The following is a 15,409-nucleotide window of genomic DNA, read 5'->3' as shown; positions in this document are numbered from 1 at the left end:
CGAATTGAAAGAGATAAAACACGTTATTAGTTTAAATGAATAAAGAAAACGCAAGTAAATTGTGGAAAATTATTCAGCAAGCTGGCGATTATTTGGTAGGACAATTACCCGATCACCCTAATCATCCTAAAGGAAGAAACCCTTATGCGCATGTAGCAATCTGTGTCAAAAGTCAATTTAAAGCAAGTTACAAAGATATTCCTGATGAACAATTTGATGAAGTCAAAAAATATATCGAGTTTTTAAAACAAAATCCTAGCTAATTAATTCGCATCTAATACTGCATGTAAGAACTGTTTAGTTCTCTCATTTTGAGGATCATCAAATATTTTTTCAGGAGGACCTTGCTCAAAAATTTTACCTTCATTAAAAAAACAAACTCTATCTGATATTTCTCTTGCAAAACCCATTTGATGAGTAACCATTATCATTGTTAGATTATGTTCCTTATTTAATGATCTAATAACATTTAATACTTCTCCAACAACTTCAGGATCAAGGGCTGATGTAATCTCATCTAACAACATTACCTTAGGTCTCATAGCAAGCGCTCTTGCAATCGCTACTCTTTGTTGTTGACCGCCTGAAAGTCTACTTGGGTGTTCGTCTTTTTTATCTGTTAAACCTACTAATTCTAGTAAATCTAAAGCTCTTTCTTCAGCTTCTTCTTTTTTCATTCCCAACACTTCAATCGGAGCTTCAATACAATTTTGTAAAGCTGTCATATGTGGAAATAAATTAAACTGCTGAAAAACCATACCAATTTTTGATCTTCGTTCTCTTAAATATTTTTCATTCGCTTCAACAAGTTTTCCATTTTCATTCATATGAGTTAAAGGTTCGCCATCTAAATGAATAACACCTTGATTGATTTTTTCTAAAGTCATTAAAACTCTTAACACAGTAGTTTTGCCTGATCCTGAAGGACCTATAATTGAGACCATCTCATTTTGTTTAATATCTAGATTTAATTTATCTAATACAACTAAGTCACCATATTGCTTGGTTACTTCTTTAAAGCTAACAATAGTCTCTTTTGAATTATCCATTTAAATCTGTTCCCTCTTTATTTTACCTTGTGAAATATTAACTTTCTTTTCTAAACTTCTAATCCAAATCGCAGCAGGAATTGAAAGTGTTAAAAATATAATACCTACTAAAGTATAAGGCTCTAAATATCTATAGTGATATCCTCCAACTGCAGTTGCAGCATGAAATAATTCAGCCACTCCTATTGTTGAAAGTAATGGAGTATCTTTAAATATTCCAACTAAATAGTTACCCATACCAGGAATTGCGATTGGAAATGCTTGAGGCAACACTATTCTTTTATAAGTGTAAACCGTTGAAAAATTTAATGCTCTGCAAGCTTCCCACTGAGATTTTGGAACTCCTTCGAGTGCACCTCTATAAACTTCAGATAAATAGGTACCAAAATGAAGACCAATAGTAATCATTCCGCAGACCCACGCAGATAAGGTAATTCCAAATTGTGGAAGCACGAAATAAACAAAGAATAATTGAATTAACAGTGGAGTAGATCTAATGAATTCAACAATCTCTCTATTAATTATATTAACAAATTTGTAAGGAGTTCTTTGACCAATTAAAAAAATTAAACCAACTATTACTGCTATAGCATAACCAACCCCTGCTGCTAAAATAGTATTCAAGGTCGCCCACAACATATTGGGTAATATTTCGAAGGTAAAATCCCATCTCCACCCCATTTCCATAAATTATAAACGCTCCTTTCCAACTTTTCTTGCTGCTAAAACCTCAAGCCATCTTAAAAAAGGAACAAGCGCAAATCTTGCCATAAAATAATAAATTAGTAATGCTGTACCAAATGCTTGTGCTGATAACCAAGTAATTGAGTTAATTTGTTTAGCCTCAAACGTTAAATCAACAACAGTAACTAATGCGACTAACGCTGTTGCTTTAAGTAATTCCACTGTAAGATTTGCAGCCGGTGGAAGTACAATTGGAAAAATTTGTGGAATAATTATTCTTTTAATTCTTTTTACAGGACCAAAGTTTAGAGCGTGTGCTGCCTCCCATTGTCCTTTTGGTACTGCTAATATTCCTCCTCTAACTATCTCCGCACCGTAAGCACCAAAATTCATTCCAAGAGATAAGACACCTGCAACAAATGCCTCTAATGATATTCCAAAAAATGGAAGTACATAATAAAACCAAAATAACTGAACTAAGAGTGAAGTGCCTCTAAAGATTTCAATATAAACTGTTGCGATCCCTTGAACGATTGGATTTTTAGAAATTCTCATCAATCCAAAAATCATAGAAATAATGACATAAAGGATTGTTGAACATACAAGAACTTTCGCAGTTGTTGTGGCTCCCAACAATAAAGTAGTACCATGCTCACCAAGGAATTCGAAATACGTCATAATGATTATATAAAACATTTCAGGCGACTTAAAAAAGTCGCCTGAATATAATTTAATTTAAATGTTATTTAGTATTACAAGCCCACTCTGTAGTCATGCTTGGGTCTGATAGTAACTGAGCTTTTGTGTAACCATATTTACCAGCTCTTTCCATCATTTTAGGTGAACCCATAACTTTAGCTAAGGCTTTGTTGAAATTTTCCCTAAATTCATCATCACCTTTTCTAAAACCAATACCAACAACGTTCATAGTTTCTTTAGGCATTTTACTAGGGTCAGTAACTTCAAATTGACCATTAGTTTTTTCTTCATGCTCTTTTCCACCGAACCATGTTTGTACAGCAACATCTGCTCTTCCAGCTTTCATGGCAGCAAGAATTCCAACCTCACCTTCTACTAAAAGCATTTGACTTTCTGGAACACCATATTTTTTTGCAGCTTCAACTGTGTTAAAACCTGCACCAGTAACTAATTTTGCACCTGTTCTTACAACATCTGCATAATTATAAATTCCTTGAGGATTTCCTTTAGGAACTAACATAGCATCTCCAAATACTCCGATTGGATCTGAAAAGTCTATGTTGGCACATCTACTTTTTAAAATATACATTCCACCTGTAATCATGTCAGATCGATCAGCATTAATTCCAGGAATTAAACCAGACCATTCAAATACTTTTGTTTCATAGTCAGTAATCCCCATTTCTTCTAATGCAGTGATTGCAATCATGTTTACAAAACCAAGTGCCTCACCATTATCTCCAGCATAAGCCCACGGTATAGCAGTACCAAAACCAAGTCTTAATTTATGACCTTTTTTTAATCTTTCAGTTAACGTTTCGGCGTTAACGGAAGAAATACTAAAAAGAATTATTAATAATACTCCAATTGATTTGATTATTTTTTTCATTTTATCTCCTCTTTTATTATCGAAAAGTTAATCAAATTTTGATTGCTTTGTATAGTGCAGTGGTTCTTACAACTAAGAGTTGTTTATATTCTTATGCTGTCTTCTTTTGTGATTTTTCCAGAAGATAAAGGAACTAAATATAAACCCATATCAAAGTGTTGATAATGTTCTTTTAAAGATCTTAATAAATCTAAATTTTTATCATCTGTCTCTGGCTTGATATTAATTGCTACACATCTTGGAATGTTTTTTTTAATATGAAATTTTTGATTTCCAATTGTAATTATTTTTCCAATCCAATTTCGTTCTTCCCAAGCATTAACGCCTTCCATTAAGAAATTTCCTCTAAATCTTTGGACTTCAATTTCATTTTTAGTCTTATCTCTAAAGTCTTTTATGCTTTCAATATTCAATAGAGATACTGAATTAACAAAATCAACTTTAGTTGAAATAGTGGTATCAAAGTATGGTAATTGATGATTTTTCATTAATACTATTGGATCTTTAATTGAATTTTCAAGTTCAATAATCTTATTTACAAGTTTGATTCTTTCTTCTGTATCATTTGAGTTAATGGATAAAATAGCTTGGTCTTTTTGATATAAGGTTAATTGCTCATTTTCATAACTAAAATTATACTTATTTAAAGCTGGTGTATTTTTAAGAGTTAAGATCTTATTCCATTTGCCTTTTCTTTCTTCATGTTCTTTATCAATTAATTTCGGATTATCCTTCTCTATATTTTTTAACAAAGCAAAAACTCTATCGCCTTCAAGTCCAATATCTTTTTGAATATTACATTGATCTATCGTTTGATAGGAAACAGATTTAACAGGACAAAAATGAATTGATGATATTTTGATTGTCATATAATCTAATAAAATAATATGGCTAATCTTTCTTCAAATCAACTTAAACAATATAACGACAATGGTTATGTTGCTCCTATTGACGTTCTTTCAGCAGAGGAAGCTTTTAAAGCAAGACAAGAGATTGAGTTAATAGAAAAAGAAATGCCAAGTGAAATTGATAAGTCAGGTAGATATAATGTTCATTTAATTTCACCAGAACTTGATAAGATAGTTCATAACTCAAAGATATTAGATGCTGTAGAAAGTATTATTGGGAAAAATATTTTAGTTTGTAGCACCACACTTTTTATCAAAAATCCAAATCAAACTGGTTATGTAAGTTACCATCAAGATGCAAAATATATTGGTTTAGAGCCACATAATTGGGTAACTGCTTGGGTTGCAATCACAGATTCTTATGAAGAAAATGGATGCATGAGAATGTGGCCTGGTTCTCATATTGAAATTAGAGAACATAATCAAAAATTTGATCAGGGTAATTTATTAACTAGAGGGCAAACGGTTGAAAATGTTCCTGAAAACGATGTTCAATCAGTTGAATTAAAAGCAGGACAAATGTCTTTGCATCACCCAAGAATAGTTCATGGTTCAGGGCTAAATAAAAGTAATGACCGAAGAATAGGATTTGTCATACAAAGTTATATTGGGACAAACGTTAAACAAGTTCTTGGAAAAAATGGTGTACAGATTGCACGAGGCACCGATGAATTTAAATATCATGAAGAAATTCCAAGAGTAAAAAATTTCATGGATGAAGAAGGAATGGTGCTAAGAAAAAGAGAAAACCAATATCTTCAAGAAATCTTTTATAATGGATCTGAAAAAAAAGGTGAGTATTAACACTTGTTTAGATCAATAATATGATCTCTTTAAATCTAAAATTAACTAAGATAATGTTCTAAATGATTGAGATTGAAGAAGTAAAAAATACTAAAGAAAAAATTTCTTCGTTTATTAAAGAAACAGAATTAGTAAATTCAAATATATCTAAAAAACTTGGTGTAGATTTAAAATTAAAACTAGAACTTAATCAACCGATTGGAGCTTTTAAAATTAGAGGAGCTATGAATGCTGTTTTAAATCTATCGGATCATTTTAAAGGGGTTACTTGTTGCTCTACTGGTAATCATGGAAAAGGTGTTGCATTTGCTGCAAAACAACAAAATAAGAAAGCTGTTATTTGTATGTCAGAAAATGTGCCAACAAATAAAGTTGAAGGGATCAAACAACTAGGTGCTGAAGTTAAAATTGAAGGAGCATCTCAAGATGAAGCTGAAGAAATAAGTATCAATTTAGCAAAAACTGAAGGTTTAAAATATATTTCCCCTTTTGATGACTTAGATGTTTTAAATGGGCAAGCAACCATTGGATTAGAAATATTTGAACAAGACCCTGATATTAAAAATGTATTAATTCCTTTATCAGGTGGCGGTTTAGCCGGAGGGATTGCAGCGGTATTAAAACAATTAAATCATAATATAAAAGTTTACGGGGTTTCAATGGAAAATGGGGCTGCAATGTATCAATCCATTAAAGATAATAAACCTTCTCAAGTTAAAGAATTTATTAGTCTTGCAGATTCGTTACAGGGTGGAATTGGTTTATCTAATAAATATAGCTTTAAACTTTGTCAAAAATATCTGGATGATATTATTTTAGTAAGCGAACAAGAAATTTATAAAGCACTTCAGGAAGTTTATTATATGGATAATATTATTTGTGAAGGAGCATGTGTGGTTGGGGTTGCTGCATTAATGAATAATAAAATAAAGAATTTAGAGGGGTTAACTACTACAATTATTACCGGTAAAAATATTGATCCTGATCTTCATAAAAATATTATAGAGGGTAAAGATATTAAAATGGGTGACTTAACAATTAATGGTTCAGCTTATGTCCAATAAAATTTTTATCCTTTCTGAAAAAGAAATTAAAAGTTTAGTTAAGCTTGATTTAAATATAATTGATGAAATTGAAAAAGCTTTTGTGGCCCTTGCAAAAGGAGAAGTGGAAATGCCTCCAATTTTATCGATGGAGATGAAAGATCAGCGTGGTGAAGTGGATGTAAAAACAGCTTACATAAAGAACTTTGATGGATTTGCTGTTAAAATAAGCCCCGGTTTTTTTAATAATCCGTCTCTTGGACTTCCAAGTTTAAATGGATTAATGGTTTTATTTTCTTCTAAAACAGGACTAGTTCAGTCTTTATTATTAGATAATGGTTACTTAACTGATATTAGAACAGCAGCAGCTGGTGCAATATCTATTAAATATTTATCAAACCAAAATAGTAAAAGCCTAGGGATTATTGGATCAGGATTGCAAGCAAGATTACAAGCTGAGGCTGCCTGTTTAGTTCGAAAGTTTGATACAATTACAGTTTGGGGAAGAGATCAATTGAAAGCTGAACAATGTGCAGAAGATATCAAACAAATCACAAAGTTAGATTGTAAAGTAGAATTAGATATTGAAAAAATAGTTAGAGAAAATGAGGTTTTAATAACCACAACACCTAGTAAAGAATATTTAATAAAGCAAAGTTGGATACAACAAGGTCAGCATATTACAGCTATGGGATCCGATAACTCTGAAAAAAATGAAATTGATCCAAATATTTTTAAATCAATAGATTTATTTGTGCCTGATCGAAATTCACAATCAAAAAAATTAGGTGAACTTAGAACTGCGATAAAAGAAAATATTATTAAAGAAAATGATACCTTTCCTGAACTTGGAAATATTATTGTGGATCCAAAGTTAGGAAGATCCAATGAAAATCAGATAACTCTTTGTGATTTAACAGGAACTGGCGTTCAAGATACAGCGATTGCAACTTTAACGGATAAATTAGCTAAAGAAAAAAATATTGGTAAAATTATTGAAAATTAAGCTTTAGCTTCTTCAATTACTTTTGCAATTCCACCAATTAACAAATCAACTTCAGATTTACTAATGCATAAAGGGGGAGCTAAACCTAAAATATCTCCTTGCGGCATTGCTCTTGCAATCACACCATTGCTTAATAATTTTCCAGCTAATGTTGGCCCAAACTTTTTACTTGGATCAAAAAATTTATGAGCCTTTTTATCTTCAACTAATTCAATCGCTCCAATTAAACCTTCACTTCTAACTTCTCCAACATGAGGAAGGTCTGCAATTTTCTCTTTTAATTGAGCATTAAAGTAAGGCCCTACTTCATTAACATTGTCTAAAATTTTCATTTGATCAATTAATTCTAAGTTTGCAACTCCTGCTGCTGCACAAATTGGATGAGCAGAATAAGTCCAACCATGACCAATAGGACCAAACTCATCAGTTCCTTTTTCTAAAACTTCCCAAACTTTTTCTGAAAAGATAGAGCCTGATAACGGTGCATAAGCAGACGTTAATCCTTTAGCAATCGTTATGATATCAGAATCTATTTGATAAAAATCAGATCCAAACATTTTACCCAATCTTCCAAATCCAGTAACCACTTCATCAGCAATAATTAAAATATCATTTTCTTTTAAGATCGGTTGAATTTTTTCCCAGTACCCTTTTGGAGGAGGAACAATTCCACCGGTTCCAAGCATTGGTTCAGCAATAAACGCTGCAATATTTTCTGCACCCTCTTTTTGAATTAAAGATTTTAACTCTTCAGCACAGTGATCTGAAAATTGTTCTTCAGTTTGGTCTAAATTTTTTCTTCTAAAATAATAAGGCGCTTCTGTATGAATGATGTTCTCAATTGGAAGATCAAATTTTTTATGAAATATATCTAAGCCGGTAAGTGACCCAGTTGCTAAACCTGAACCATGGTAACCTCTCCATCTTGAAATGATTTTTTTCTTATTCGGTCTACCTAAAATATTATTGTAATACCAAACCATTTTAATGTTGGTTTCATTGGCATCCGAACCACTTAAGCCAAAATACACTTTAGACATATTTTTTGGCGCTCGATCTAAAATCATTTTAGAAAGCGTAATTGATGCCTCAGTACCGTGGCCTACATAAGAGTGATAATAAGATAATTGGTGAGCTTGTTTTGAAATAGCCTCTGCTATTTCTTTTCGACCATAACCAACATTGACACAATATAAACCAGCAAATCCGTCTAAATATTTTTTACCATCACGATCAATAATATAAACACCCTCACCATCAGTAATAATTCTGCTAGGGGCGTCGCCTCTTGCATGCTGTGCTAAGTGAGTGGATGGGTGAAAGAAATTCTGTCTATCCCATTCAGCGAGTTGATCGTTTTTTAACATGAGTTGTGTTTAGACATTATTAGTAAAAAAACAAATAAAAAATTTTTTTTTTATTGTTTAGGGAAATAATCCTTTAATGTGCCTTCTCTATAGACATCTGCAGTACAACAATGAAGACCGCCACCAAATGCATAGGCATCTCTTAAATCTACAGGAACAACTTCCATACCAAGTTTATCTAATTGCTCTGCTTGATAAACTTCACTTTTTTCAACACACACTGTTTTAGGATCAAGCACTAGTACATTCATTGACAACCAAACAGATGAATAACAAAGTGCAGGAGGTTCATTATGTGCAGGTTGAGCGCTATCTACAATTTGCCATCCATTATCTTCAAATAATTTTCTTTGTTCTTTTGGTAATCTTCTTTGAGGATTATTAATGATTAAACCTTCTTTAATTGGTGTAAACGTTGCATCAATGTGAATAGGATATGGATCCCCTGGAAAATTAACTGCGTGAACTCTGTGATCTTTGTAATGTCTTTTTAACCAATCAATTCCTTTTAAATTAGTGGTAAATCCATGTTGCACCACAAGATCTTTACCAAATCTTAAAACATCTGCTGCATCAAACAAAGGTTCTTCTTCTGTAGTTACAAAATACTTTTGTTCAGTCCACTCTAGTCTTTTTTGAACTCCAATTTTATCGGATAGATAATCTTTTCTATAATCTGCATCAGTTAATCTTGGTTTTGGTGCAGATTCATGTCTCATATTAGGATCTTGGTTATAATAATCTTTTAACAAAGGTCGGTAACATAAGTACTCAAACCATCTACAACGATAACTCATCGTTGCCTCTAAAATTTCATTACCAACTGTAAGCAAAACATCTCTTGGAGGCATACAGCCAAACATTGTTTCAGCTTCCCAATCAGGTGTTGATGTTTTTTGATTAAAATAAATTGGAGTGGGTCGGTCAACTTTAATTCCTCTTTTCTCTAACATGTTAGAAAAATCATCTAGAAGTTGGTTTGCTTTATCAACTGTGTCTTTTGTTCGAGGACCAAACTGACCTCGCATATCACTATCTTCTGGAACCTTTGCATCGAGCGCAGGCTCTGGTGCTGGAATACACGTTCCATCTGCTCTTCCAACAATTACATGTTTAAGAGGATCCCACTCATTCCAACTATTAACGATTGTTTTATTCTCACTCATTTTGCTTAAGCTTTTATAATATTGTGCTCAGGGCCAAAAGGAAATTTTGTAATATTTTCAGCACCCTCTTTACCAATCACTAAGATATCATGTTCTCTATAACCCCCTGCTCCAGGTTTTCCCTCTGGGATCATGATCATCGGCTCCATAGAGACCACCATATTTTCCTCTAAAACTGTATCAATATCTTCTCTAAGTTCTAATCCAGCTTCTCTTCCATAAAAATGTGAAAGCACCCCAAAAGAATGACCATAACCAAAAGTTCGATATTGAAGATATCCAAGTTCAGCAAATAATTCATTTAACTCATGACAAATATCTGAACACTTCACTCCAGGTTTGATTAATTCTAAACCACGTTTATGAACTTTTACATTTGCCTCCCATGCTTTTAAGGATGCGTCATCTGCATGATCTAAAAATAAAGTTCTCTCCAATGCAGTGTAATAACCGGAGATCATTGGAAACGTATTTAAAGATAAAATATCTCCCTTTTGAAGCTTGCGGTTTGTTTTTGGATTATGTGCTCCATCTGTATTTATTCCAGATTGAAACCAAACCCATGTATCCATGTATTCAGCTCCTGGATAAGATTTTACAATTTCTCTTTCCATCCGGTCTCTTCCAGCAATTGCAATTTCTATTTCAGTATTACCTTCTCTTATATTTTTAGCAATCTCTTCACCACCAAGATCAGCAATTCTTGCACCGTTTTTAATAATTTCAATTTCTTCATTTGATTTAATCATTCTTAAGTTCATTAAATCTTTCGCAACATCACTAAAAACTGAAAATGTAAATATTGAGCCAACTTTTTCTCTCATATCTAAAGTGATATGATCATATTCAAGTCCTATATTTTTTGGAGGCTCATCCCTTCCAACAATTGAAACTATTGCTCTTAAAAAATTGTCTCTTTTCCAATCTGTATAAATAACATTATCACAGTGTGATCGTCTCCAAGGTTGACTTGCATCAATATTAGCTGAAATGGTTGAGATTTTATCTTTAGTGATAACACATCCATAGGGTCTTCCAAAAGAACAATAAATAAATCCTGTGTAATAAGCGATGTTATGCATGGATGTTAAAATAATCATATCAAGATTATTTTTATCCATCACATTTCTTAAACTTGAAACTCTTTGATTGTATTCTTTATCAGAGAAAGGAAGTTTTACCTTTTCTCCATTTTTAAGTTCAAAAAAATCTGGTCTTTCCATAATGTTCTTTAAGTTAATTTAATCCGATATATCTTTTATTCCATCTCATGATCAAACTATAATAAAATAAAGATATAAATAAAAAGAAGCCACCAATTATTGTATTGGTGTCAGGTACTTCATTAATTCCAAACAAAGGTAACCATACCCAAAATATTCCACCAATAACTTCCGTTAAAGATAATAAAGTTAATTCTGCTGCAGGAATTGCTTTAGAGCCTATTGAATACAAAATTAAACCCATGCAAACTAAAGTTCCATGCAATGAAAATAAAGAGCTATTATAACTTGATGAGAAAAAAACTTGTCCTTTAGATAAAATCATTATTGTTGCAAACACAAAACAAAAGAAACCTGCAAAAGCAACTGTTGTAAATTTAGGCGTTTCTTTTCTCCATCTTAAAGAAACTGAAAAGACAGAAAACCCAACTGAGGATGTAATACCAAATACAAATCCAACTAATGAATTTTCACCAGTATTACCAAATGCCATTATAGCTATTCCAATTGTTGCAATTATGATTGATATCCAAACACTAATTGTGATTTTTTCTTTTAAGAAAAGAAAAGCTAAAAGAGCTGTAAAAAAAGGCATTGCAGCTAAACACAACAAGGTAATTGCAGCTGTTGTATTGGTAATTGAATAGATAAATGAGATCATTGCAATCCCAAGACCAGAACCACCAACCACACCAGATTTACCAATTTTCAAATAATTTTTCCAAAAATCTAATCCTTCTTCAAAGTAAAGATAAAGATTAAGTAAAATAAAAATCGTGAGACCTCTTCCAAAAATATACTGCCACGGTACTAGATTTGGGTCGTCCATATACCTTACAACCAGTGGACCAAATGACCATAAAATCCCTGCAAATAAAACAACCGGAACAGCAATTCTAGGATTTTTTAATTCAAGCATTGCCGGAGATTAATTGTAAAAATAGATTACTACAACAAATTTTGATTAGGTTAGTCTAAAATCTTATTTGAGTGGTTCGGTAAAAAACAATCAATAATTTGACCTTTTTTAAAGTTGGCTTGACCGTTTGGGAGCATTGCCCAAACATTAGATTTTACAAAAGAATTTATTCTAAAAGATTCTTGACCCTTTAATAACTCAACTTCGAGCCTACCATTGTTAGTTGTACTAAGTTTACTTTTGATAAATCTTGTAAACTTTTTAATTTTGATAAAACTATTTTTTAAAACTGCTTTAACTGGCTTTTCTGGCAAAAGTTCCAAGATATTTTCAATAAATGGATAAACAAAAAACCTAAAACAAGCTGCAGAAGAAATTGGGTTTCCTGGTAAACCAAATACTACTTTTTGATTGATTTTGGCAAATAATATGGGCTTTCCCGGTCTTATCATTACACTTTTAAAGTAGTGAGAAGTTTTAAATTGTTTAACTACACTTGGGATATAATCAAATTTACCAGCAGAAACAGCGCCTGAAGTAATAATAATATCTGTTTTAGACTTCAGCATTTTTTTAATTTGAGACTTAAAAATATTTTGATGATGATCTCTTAAAATTCCACCATTTTTAAAGTTAAATAAAAAATTATTATTTAAACTTTCAATATAGTGACTATTTGAATTTCTAACTTTCCAACTAGGAATAGTGTCTGAATTTGAAATTTCATTACCAGTTGAGAAAAATAAAATATTTAATTTCTTTTTAACCTCAACTTTTTTAATACCTAAAGTTTTTAAAGCTAAAATATGATTAGCTTGAATAATGGTTCCTTTTTTAACTACTAATTGATTTTTTTTGTAATCAGAACCTTTAAACCGAACATGGTTAAATTTTGTAAATTTTTTATCAATGATAATTGATTTTGGATTTTGTTTATTTGGATGAAATTTTATCTGCTCAATTGGAATAATCGTATTGAATGCATTTGGAATAATTCCACCAGTCATAATCTCAACTGCTTCAAATTTTTTAACTTTTTTTGATAAAGGTTTGTTGCCTGCTGCAATTGATCCAATAATTTTGAAGTGTTTTGGTTTTTTCTTAGTTATATTTTTTGTATCTAATGCATTAATAGCAAAACCATCAAAGGCTGCATTATCTCCTAAGGGATGATTAGAAGGTGAAAAAATATCTTTTGCTACAACTCTATTAATTGAGTTTTTAATTAATACTTTTTCATTATGAATTTTAATCTTTGCTTTTTTTAAAATTGATTTTGCTTGTTGGTAGTTAATCATTTAATATTTTCTCAGCTTTTTCTAAATCTTCTTTTGTGTTTATATTAAAAAAAGGATCTTCTTTATCAAATTCAATATTAATAGTTTTTACCCCAATATTATTGGCCCATTTTTCAACTTTTCTTGAGCCATTTTCTAAATCCTTTTCTAATTGATCAATCAAATCAATATTCCATAGACCAAATATATTGTGACGCTTTTCTTTGGTTTTCATGAAGAATAATTCACTCTCTTTTTCATTCACTTTATTTAAAAAATCTTCAAACATACTCATTTTAAATAAAGGTGTATCTGATGGAAAAGAAGCTATCCATTGATAAGGCTTATTGTGGTTTTTAACCCATTTCATAGCACTTAAAATTCCACCTAATGGACCTAAGTTCTTCTTTAAATCTTCAGTTTTTTGAATTTTGGGAGAAGATAGATGTTGAATTGGATCATTTGCGACGATTAGAACTTCATCAAATTTATTCTCTATTTCAGATAGAATATAATCAATAAGGATTTTGCCTCCTAATTTTGCCTGTGATTTATCATCACCAAAACGTTTGGATTTTCCGCCCGCTAGTACTACCGCTAAAATATTGTTATGATCCATTGATCAAAATATAAAACATTAGCGACTTAATTAAAGAAATTAAATGGATTTAAGAATTTTAGAAATAGCAGCGCATACTGAAAATAATAAAGTATTAGCCAACCACACCCATCATTCAAAAAATAAAAATCCAATATGCGGTGATGAAATGGAAATCAGCTTAATTGTAAAAGAAGACACTGTAAAAGACATGGGTTATCAATGTAAATCTTGCATCTACTGCCAAGCATCTGTCAGCTTATTATCTAGAAAAATCAAAGGTGTTAAATTAGACGATATCAAAGATTTTATTAAAAGTGCTGAACAATTGTTTGAAGACAATAAAACTAGTCTTAATAAAATCTGGAAAGATTTCAAAGAACTTTTAGATAAAAAAAATTTATCGAGAAAAGAGTGTTTATTATTACCTCTTAAAACTGTTTCAAAAGCTTTAAAAAATTAAATGAGACTTAACAAAGAAATATTCACAAAAGCAGTTATCGCTGGTTTTTTTTCAGCAGTAACAATTGGAGTATTAACTGTTTTAACTTACAAAACTACTTTAGGATTATTTATAGCAGCTTCATTTGGTTCAAGTATGGTTTTATTATTTGGATTTCCAGAAAGTCCATTTGCCCAACCTAAAAATGTTTTCTTTGGTCATTTGGTAACTGCATTAGTTGGCGTATTTTTTGTAAACTTTATCCCTTTACCTATTTATATTTCAATCGCTGGTGCAGTTGGAATTGGAATTTTTCTTATGATCATTTTAGATGTAGTGCATCCACCTGCTGGGGGAAATCCAATAATGGTTATCATAGGAAGTGCTTCATTTGAATATTTAATTAATCCTATTATCTTCGGATGTATCCTAATTTTATTGATTGCAATTATAGTTAATAAATTTTTGTTAAAGAAAAATTATCCACTTAAGAAATAATGCACTCTAAATATAAAGTTAATAAGTTTAAGTCTGATAAACTTGAAGAAATAAATGATTTAATTTCGATAGAAGAGCCTTTAGAGATTTCATTAAAATATGAAAATGAAAATAAATTTGTAACTCAATTATTATCCATTACGATGAGAACACCAGGACAAGATGAAGATTTAGTTCGAGGTTTCTTGTTTAATGAACAAATTATCAAAGATATTAAACACATATCTTTAATTGAAAAATTTGGAGAAAAAGTTGGACAATATAATCTTCAAAATAAAATTCTGGTTACTTTAAATGATGCTTCAAATGTAAATATTACAAAAATAAAAAGAGACTTTTTAACGAACTCTTCTTGTGGGGTTTGTGGCAAATCTTCATTAGATGCTTTAGAGGTTATCAAACAAGATAAAACTCCAAAACTTGAACCTAAGCTTAGTTCAAAAATTATAATTTCAGCACCAGATACTTTGAGAAACAATCAAACTGAATTTGCACAAACGGGTGGAATTCATGCGAGCGGATTATTCAATAAAGATGGGTTGTTAATTAATGTGATGGAGGATGTTGGTCGGCACAATGCTTTAGATAAATTAATTGGAAATGCACTACTTAAAGGACAAATTGATCCAAACAACCAGTTTATTAGCTGCTCTGGAAGGCTAAATTTTGAGTTGATACAAAAAATTCTAATGACCAATATTGGAATTGTAATCGGTGTTGGTGCGCCAACTAGTCTAGCTATCGATTTAGCGAATAAGTTTGACATGACCTTGATCGGTTTCGTAAAAAAGGACAGCTATAATGTTTATACAAATAGCCAAAAAGTTATTTAAGACG

The 15,409-nt window shown here is 31.2% G+C and carries 18 protein-coding genes; 7 read left to right on the top strand and 11 right to left on the bottom strand.

The annotated features are described in order from the left end of the window. The first annotated feature begins 35 nt into the window (after window positions 1–35). The gene (locus ACTTAU_RS07015) at window positions 36–263 is read left to right on the top strand and encodes a hypothetical protein (protein WP_440632934.1); all 228 of its coding nucleotides are present in this window, start codon (window positions 36–38) and stop codon (window positions 261–263) included. Here ACTTAU_RS07015 and ehuA read toward each other — a convergent pair whose 3' ends face one another. From ehuA to ACTTAU_RS06990, 5 genes are all read right to left on the bottom strand, one after another. Continuing rightward, window positions 264–1,049 (bottom strand): ectoine/hydroxyectoine ABC transporter ATP-binding protein EhuA, encoded by a 786-nt coding sequence (ehuA, locus tag ACTTAU_RS07010; RefSeq protein WP_440632933.1) that lies wholly within the window; start codon window positions 1,047–1,049, stop codon window positions 264–266. Continuing rightward, window positions 1,050–1,736, bottom strand: a complete 687-nt coding sequence (gene ehuD / locus ACTTAU_RS07005) for an ectoine/hydroxyectoine ABC transporter permease subunit EhuD (protein ID WP_440632932.1) — start codon at window positions 1,734–1,736, stop codon at window positions 1,050–1,052. A gap of 3 nt (window positions 1,737–1,739) precedes the next feature. Beyond that, a complete protein-coding gene (gene ehuC, locus ACTTAU_RS07000) occupies window positions 1,740–2,411 on the bottom strand; it encodes an ectoine/hydroxyectoine ABC transporter permease subunit EhuC (RefSeq protein WP_440632931.1) in 672 nt (223 codons plus the stop codon). Between the two features lie 64 nt (window positions 2,412–2,475). Beyond that, the gene (locus ACTTAU_RS06995; protein ID WP_440632930.1) at window positions 2,476–3,321 is read right to left on the bottom strand and encodes a transporter substrate-binding domain-containing protein; all 846 of its coding nucleotides are present in this window, start codon (window positions 3,319–3,321) and stop codon (window positions 2,476–2,478) included. A gap of 83 nt (window positions 3,322–3,404) precedes the next feature. Then, window positions 3,405–4,190: an MOSC domain-containing protein gene (locus tag ACTTAU_RS06990; protein ID WP_440632929.1), complete on the bottom strand. Its 786-nt coding sequence runs from the start codon at window positions 4,188–4,190 to the stop codon at window positions 3,405–3,407. An 18-nt stretch (window positions 4,191–4,208) separates the two neighbouring features. Between ACTTAU_RS06990 and ACTTAU_RS06985 the strand changes: the two genes are divergently transcribed. The 3 genes from ACTTAU_RS06985 (at window position 4,209) to ACTTAU_RS06975 (ending at window position 7,082) form a co-directional block, all read left to right on the top strand. After that, entirely contained in the window at window positions 4,209–5,033 is an 825-nt protein-coding gene (locus ACTTAU_RS06985) for a phytanoyl-CoA dioxygenase family protein (protein ID WP_440632928.1), read from the top strand. Window positions 5,034–5,095: 62 nt separating this feature from the next. Beyond that, window positions 5,096–6,097 (top strand): pyridoxal-phosphate dependent enzyme, encoded by a 1,002-nt coding sequence (locus tag ACTTAU_RS06980; RefSeq protein WP_440632927.1) that lies wholly within the window; start codon window positions 5,096–5,098, stop codon window positions 6,095–6,097. Next, a complete protein-coding gene (locus ACTTAU_RS06975) occupies window positions 6,087–7,082 on the top strand; it encodes a cyclodeaminase (RefSeq protein WP_440632926.1) in 996 nt (331 codons plus the stop codon). The genes ACTTAU_RS06980 and ACTTAU_RS06975 overlap by 11 nt, the downstream gene beginning before the upstream one ends. Here the strand turns inward: ACTTAU_RS06975 and ACTTAU_RS06970 are convergent. The 6 genes from ACTTAU_RS06970 to ACTTAU_RS06945 are packed head-to-tail and all read right to left on the bottom strand — an operon-like array spanning window position 7,079 to window position 13,653. Next, window positions 7,079–8,449 (bottom strand): aminotransferase, encoded by a 1,371-nt coding sequence (locus ACTTAU_RS06970; protein ID WP_440632925.1) that lies wholly within the window; start codon window positions 8,447–8,449, stop codon window positions 7,079–7,081. The two genes, ACTTAU_RS06975 and ACTTAU_RS06970, sit on opposite strands and share 4 nt — an antisense overlap. 50 nt (window positions 8,450–8,499) lie before the next feature. Next, entirely contained in the window at window positions 8,500–9,615 is a 1,116-nt protein-coding gene (locus ACTTAU_RS06965; RefSeq protein ID WP_438304206.1) for a serine/threonine protein kinase, read from the bottom strand. A gap of 5 nt (window positions 9,616–9,620) precedes the next feature. Beyond that, window positions 9,621–10,838 (bottom strand): aminopeptidase P family protein, encoded by a 1,218-nt coding sequence (locus ACTTAU_RS06960; RefSeq protein ID WP_085113941.1) that lies wholly within the window; start codon window positions 10,836–10,838, stop codon window positions 9,621–9,623. A 13-nt stretch (window positions 10,839–10,851) separates the two neighbouring features. Further along, entirely contained in the window at window positions 10,852–11,757 is a 906-nt protein-coding gene (locus tag ACTTAU_RS06955; protein ID WP_438304208.1) for a DMT family transporter, read from the bottom strand. 50 nt (window positions 11,758–11,807) lie between these two features. Next, window positions 11,808–13,055, bottom strand: a complete 1,248-nt coding sequence (locus tag ACTTAU_RS06950; protein WP_438304209.1) for a molybdopterin molybdotransferase MoeA — start codon at window positions 13,053–13,055, stop codon at window positions 11,808–11,810. Further along, window positions 13,048–13,653: a molybdenum cofactor guanylyltransferase gene (locus ACTTAU_RS06945; protein ID WP_438304210.1), complete on the bottom strand. Its 606-nt coding sequence runs from the start codon at window positions 13,651–13,653 to the stop codon at window positions 13,048–13,050. Before ACTTAU_RS06945 ends, ACTTAU_RS06950 begins: the two co-directional genes overlap by 8 nt. Window positions 13,654–13,696: 43 nt before the next feature. On the opposite strand from ACTTAU_RS06945, the gene ACTTAU_RS06940 reads away from it, so the two are divergent. Genes ACTTAU_RS06940 through fdhD form a run of 3 tightly spaced genes read left to right on the top strand, consistent with a single transcriptional unit; the run spans window position 13,697 to window position 15,405 of the window. Continuing rightward, window positions 13,697–14,095 carry an iron-sulfur cluster assembly scaffold protein gene (locus tag ACTTAU_RS06940; RefSeq protein ID WP_438304212.1) on the top strand — a complete coding sequence of 133 codons (399 nt, stop codon included), beginning with the start codon at window positions 13,697–13,699 and terminating at the stop codon, window positions 14,093–14,095. Continuing rightward, window positions 14,096–14,572 (top strand): HPP family protein, encoded by a 477-nt coding sequence (locus tag ACTTAU_RS06935; RefSeq protein WP_438304213.1) that lies wholly within the window; start codon window positions 14,096–14,098, stop codon window positions 14,570–14,572. It abuts the gene before it with no gap. Next, entirely contained in the window at window positions 14,572–15,405 is an 834-nt protein-coding gene (gene fdhD, locus ACTTAU_RS06930; protein WP_438304215.1) for a formate dehydrogenase accessory sulfurtransferase FdhD, read from the top strand. Before ACTTAU_RS06935 ends, fdhD begins: the two co-directional genes overlap by 1 nt. Window positions 15,406–15,409: the final 4 nt, after the last annotated feature.

It is taken from the genome of Candidatus Pelagibacter sp. HIMB1505 (genome assembly GCF_052047915.1).
GTDB classification, from domain to species: domain Bacteria; phylum Pseudomonadota; class Alphaproteobacteria; order Pelagibacterales; family Pelagibacteraceae; genus Pelagibacter; species Pelagibacter communis_A.
The sequence above is the reverse complement of the archived record's forward strand: the minus strand, read 5'-3'. Positions and strand labels throughout refer to the sequence as shown.

Coding starts and splice junctions, on each gene's coding strand:
- ACTTAU_RS06955 (WP_438304208.1), bottom strand. CDS start 11,757: ATGCTTGAATTAAAAAATCCTAGAATTGCTGTTCCGGTTGTTTTATTT.
- ACTTAU_RS06945 (WP_438304210.1), bottom strand. CDS start 13,653: ATGGATCATAACAATATTTTAGCGGTAGTACTAGCGGGCGGAAAATCC.
- fdhD (WP_438304215.1), top strand. CDS start 14,572: ATGCACTCTAAATATAAAGTTAATAAGTTTAAGTCTGATAAACTTGAA.
- ACTTAU_RS06935 (WP_438304213.1), top strand. CDS start 14,096: ATGAGACTTAACAAAGAAATATTCACAAAAGCAGTTATCGCTGGTTTT.
- ACTTAU_RS06990 (WP_440632929.1), bottom strand. CDS start 4,190: ATGACAATCAAAATATCATCAATTCATTTTTGTCCTGTTAAATCTGTT.
- ehuC (WP_440632931.1), bottom strand. CDS start 2,411: ATGACGTATTTCGAATTCCTTGGTGAGCATGGTACTACTTTATTGTTG.
- ACTTAU_RS06940 (WP_438304212.1), top strand. CDS start 13,697: ATGGATTTAAGAATTTTAGAAATAGCAGCGCATACTGAAAATAATAAA.
- ACTTAU_RS06985 (WP_440632928.1), top strand. CDS start 4,209: ATGGCTAATCTTTCTTCAAATCAACTTAAACAATATAACGACAATGGT.
- ACTTAU_RS06960 (WP_085113941.1), bottom strand. CDS start 10,838: ATGGAAAGACCAGATTTTTTTGAACTTAAAAATGGAGAAAAGGTAAAA.
- ACTTAU_RS06980 (WP_440632927.1), top strand. CDS start 5,096: ATGATTGAGATTGAAGAAGTAAAAAATACTAAAGAAAAAATTTCTTCG.
- ACTTAU_RS06965 (WP_438304206.1), bottom strand. CDS start 9,615: ATGAGTGAGAATAAAACAATCGTTAATAGTTGGAATGAGTGGGATCCT.
- ehuA (WP_440632933.1), bottom strand. CDS start 1,049: ATGGATAATTCAAAAGAGACTATTGTTAGCTTTAAAGAAGTAACCAAG.
- ACTTAU_RS06995 (WP_440632930.1), bottom strand. CDS start 3,321: ATGAAAAAAATAATCAAATCAATTGGAGTATTATTAATAATTCTTTTT.
- ehuD (WP_440632932.1), bottom strand. CDS start 1,736: ATGGAAATGGGGTGGAGATGGGATTTTACCTTCGAAATATTACCCAAT.
- ACTTAU_RS06950 (WP_438304209.1), bottom strand. CDS start 13,055: ATGATTAACTACCAACAAGCAAAATCAATTTTAAAAAAAGCAAAGATT.
- ACTTAU_RS06975 (WP_440632926.1), top strand. CDS start 6,087: ATGTCCAATAAAATTTTTATCCTTTCTGAAAAAGAAATTAAAAGTTTA.
- ACTTAU_RS06970 (WP_440632925.1), bottom strand. CDS start 8,449: ATGTTAAAAAACGATCAACTCGCTGAATGGGATAGACAGAATTTCTTT.
- ACTTAU_RS07015 (WP_440632934.1), top strand. CDS start 36: ATGAATAAAGAAAACGCAAGTAAATTGTGGAAAATTATTCAGCAAGCT.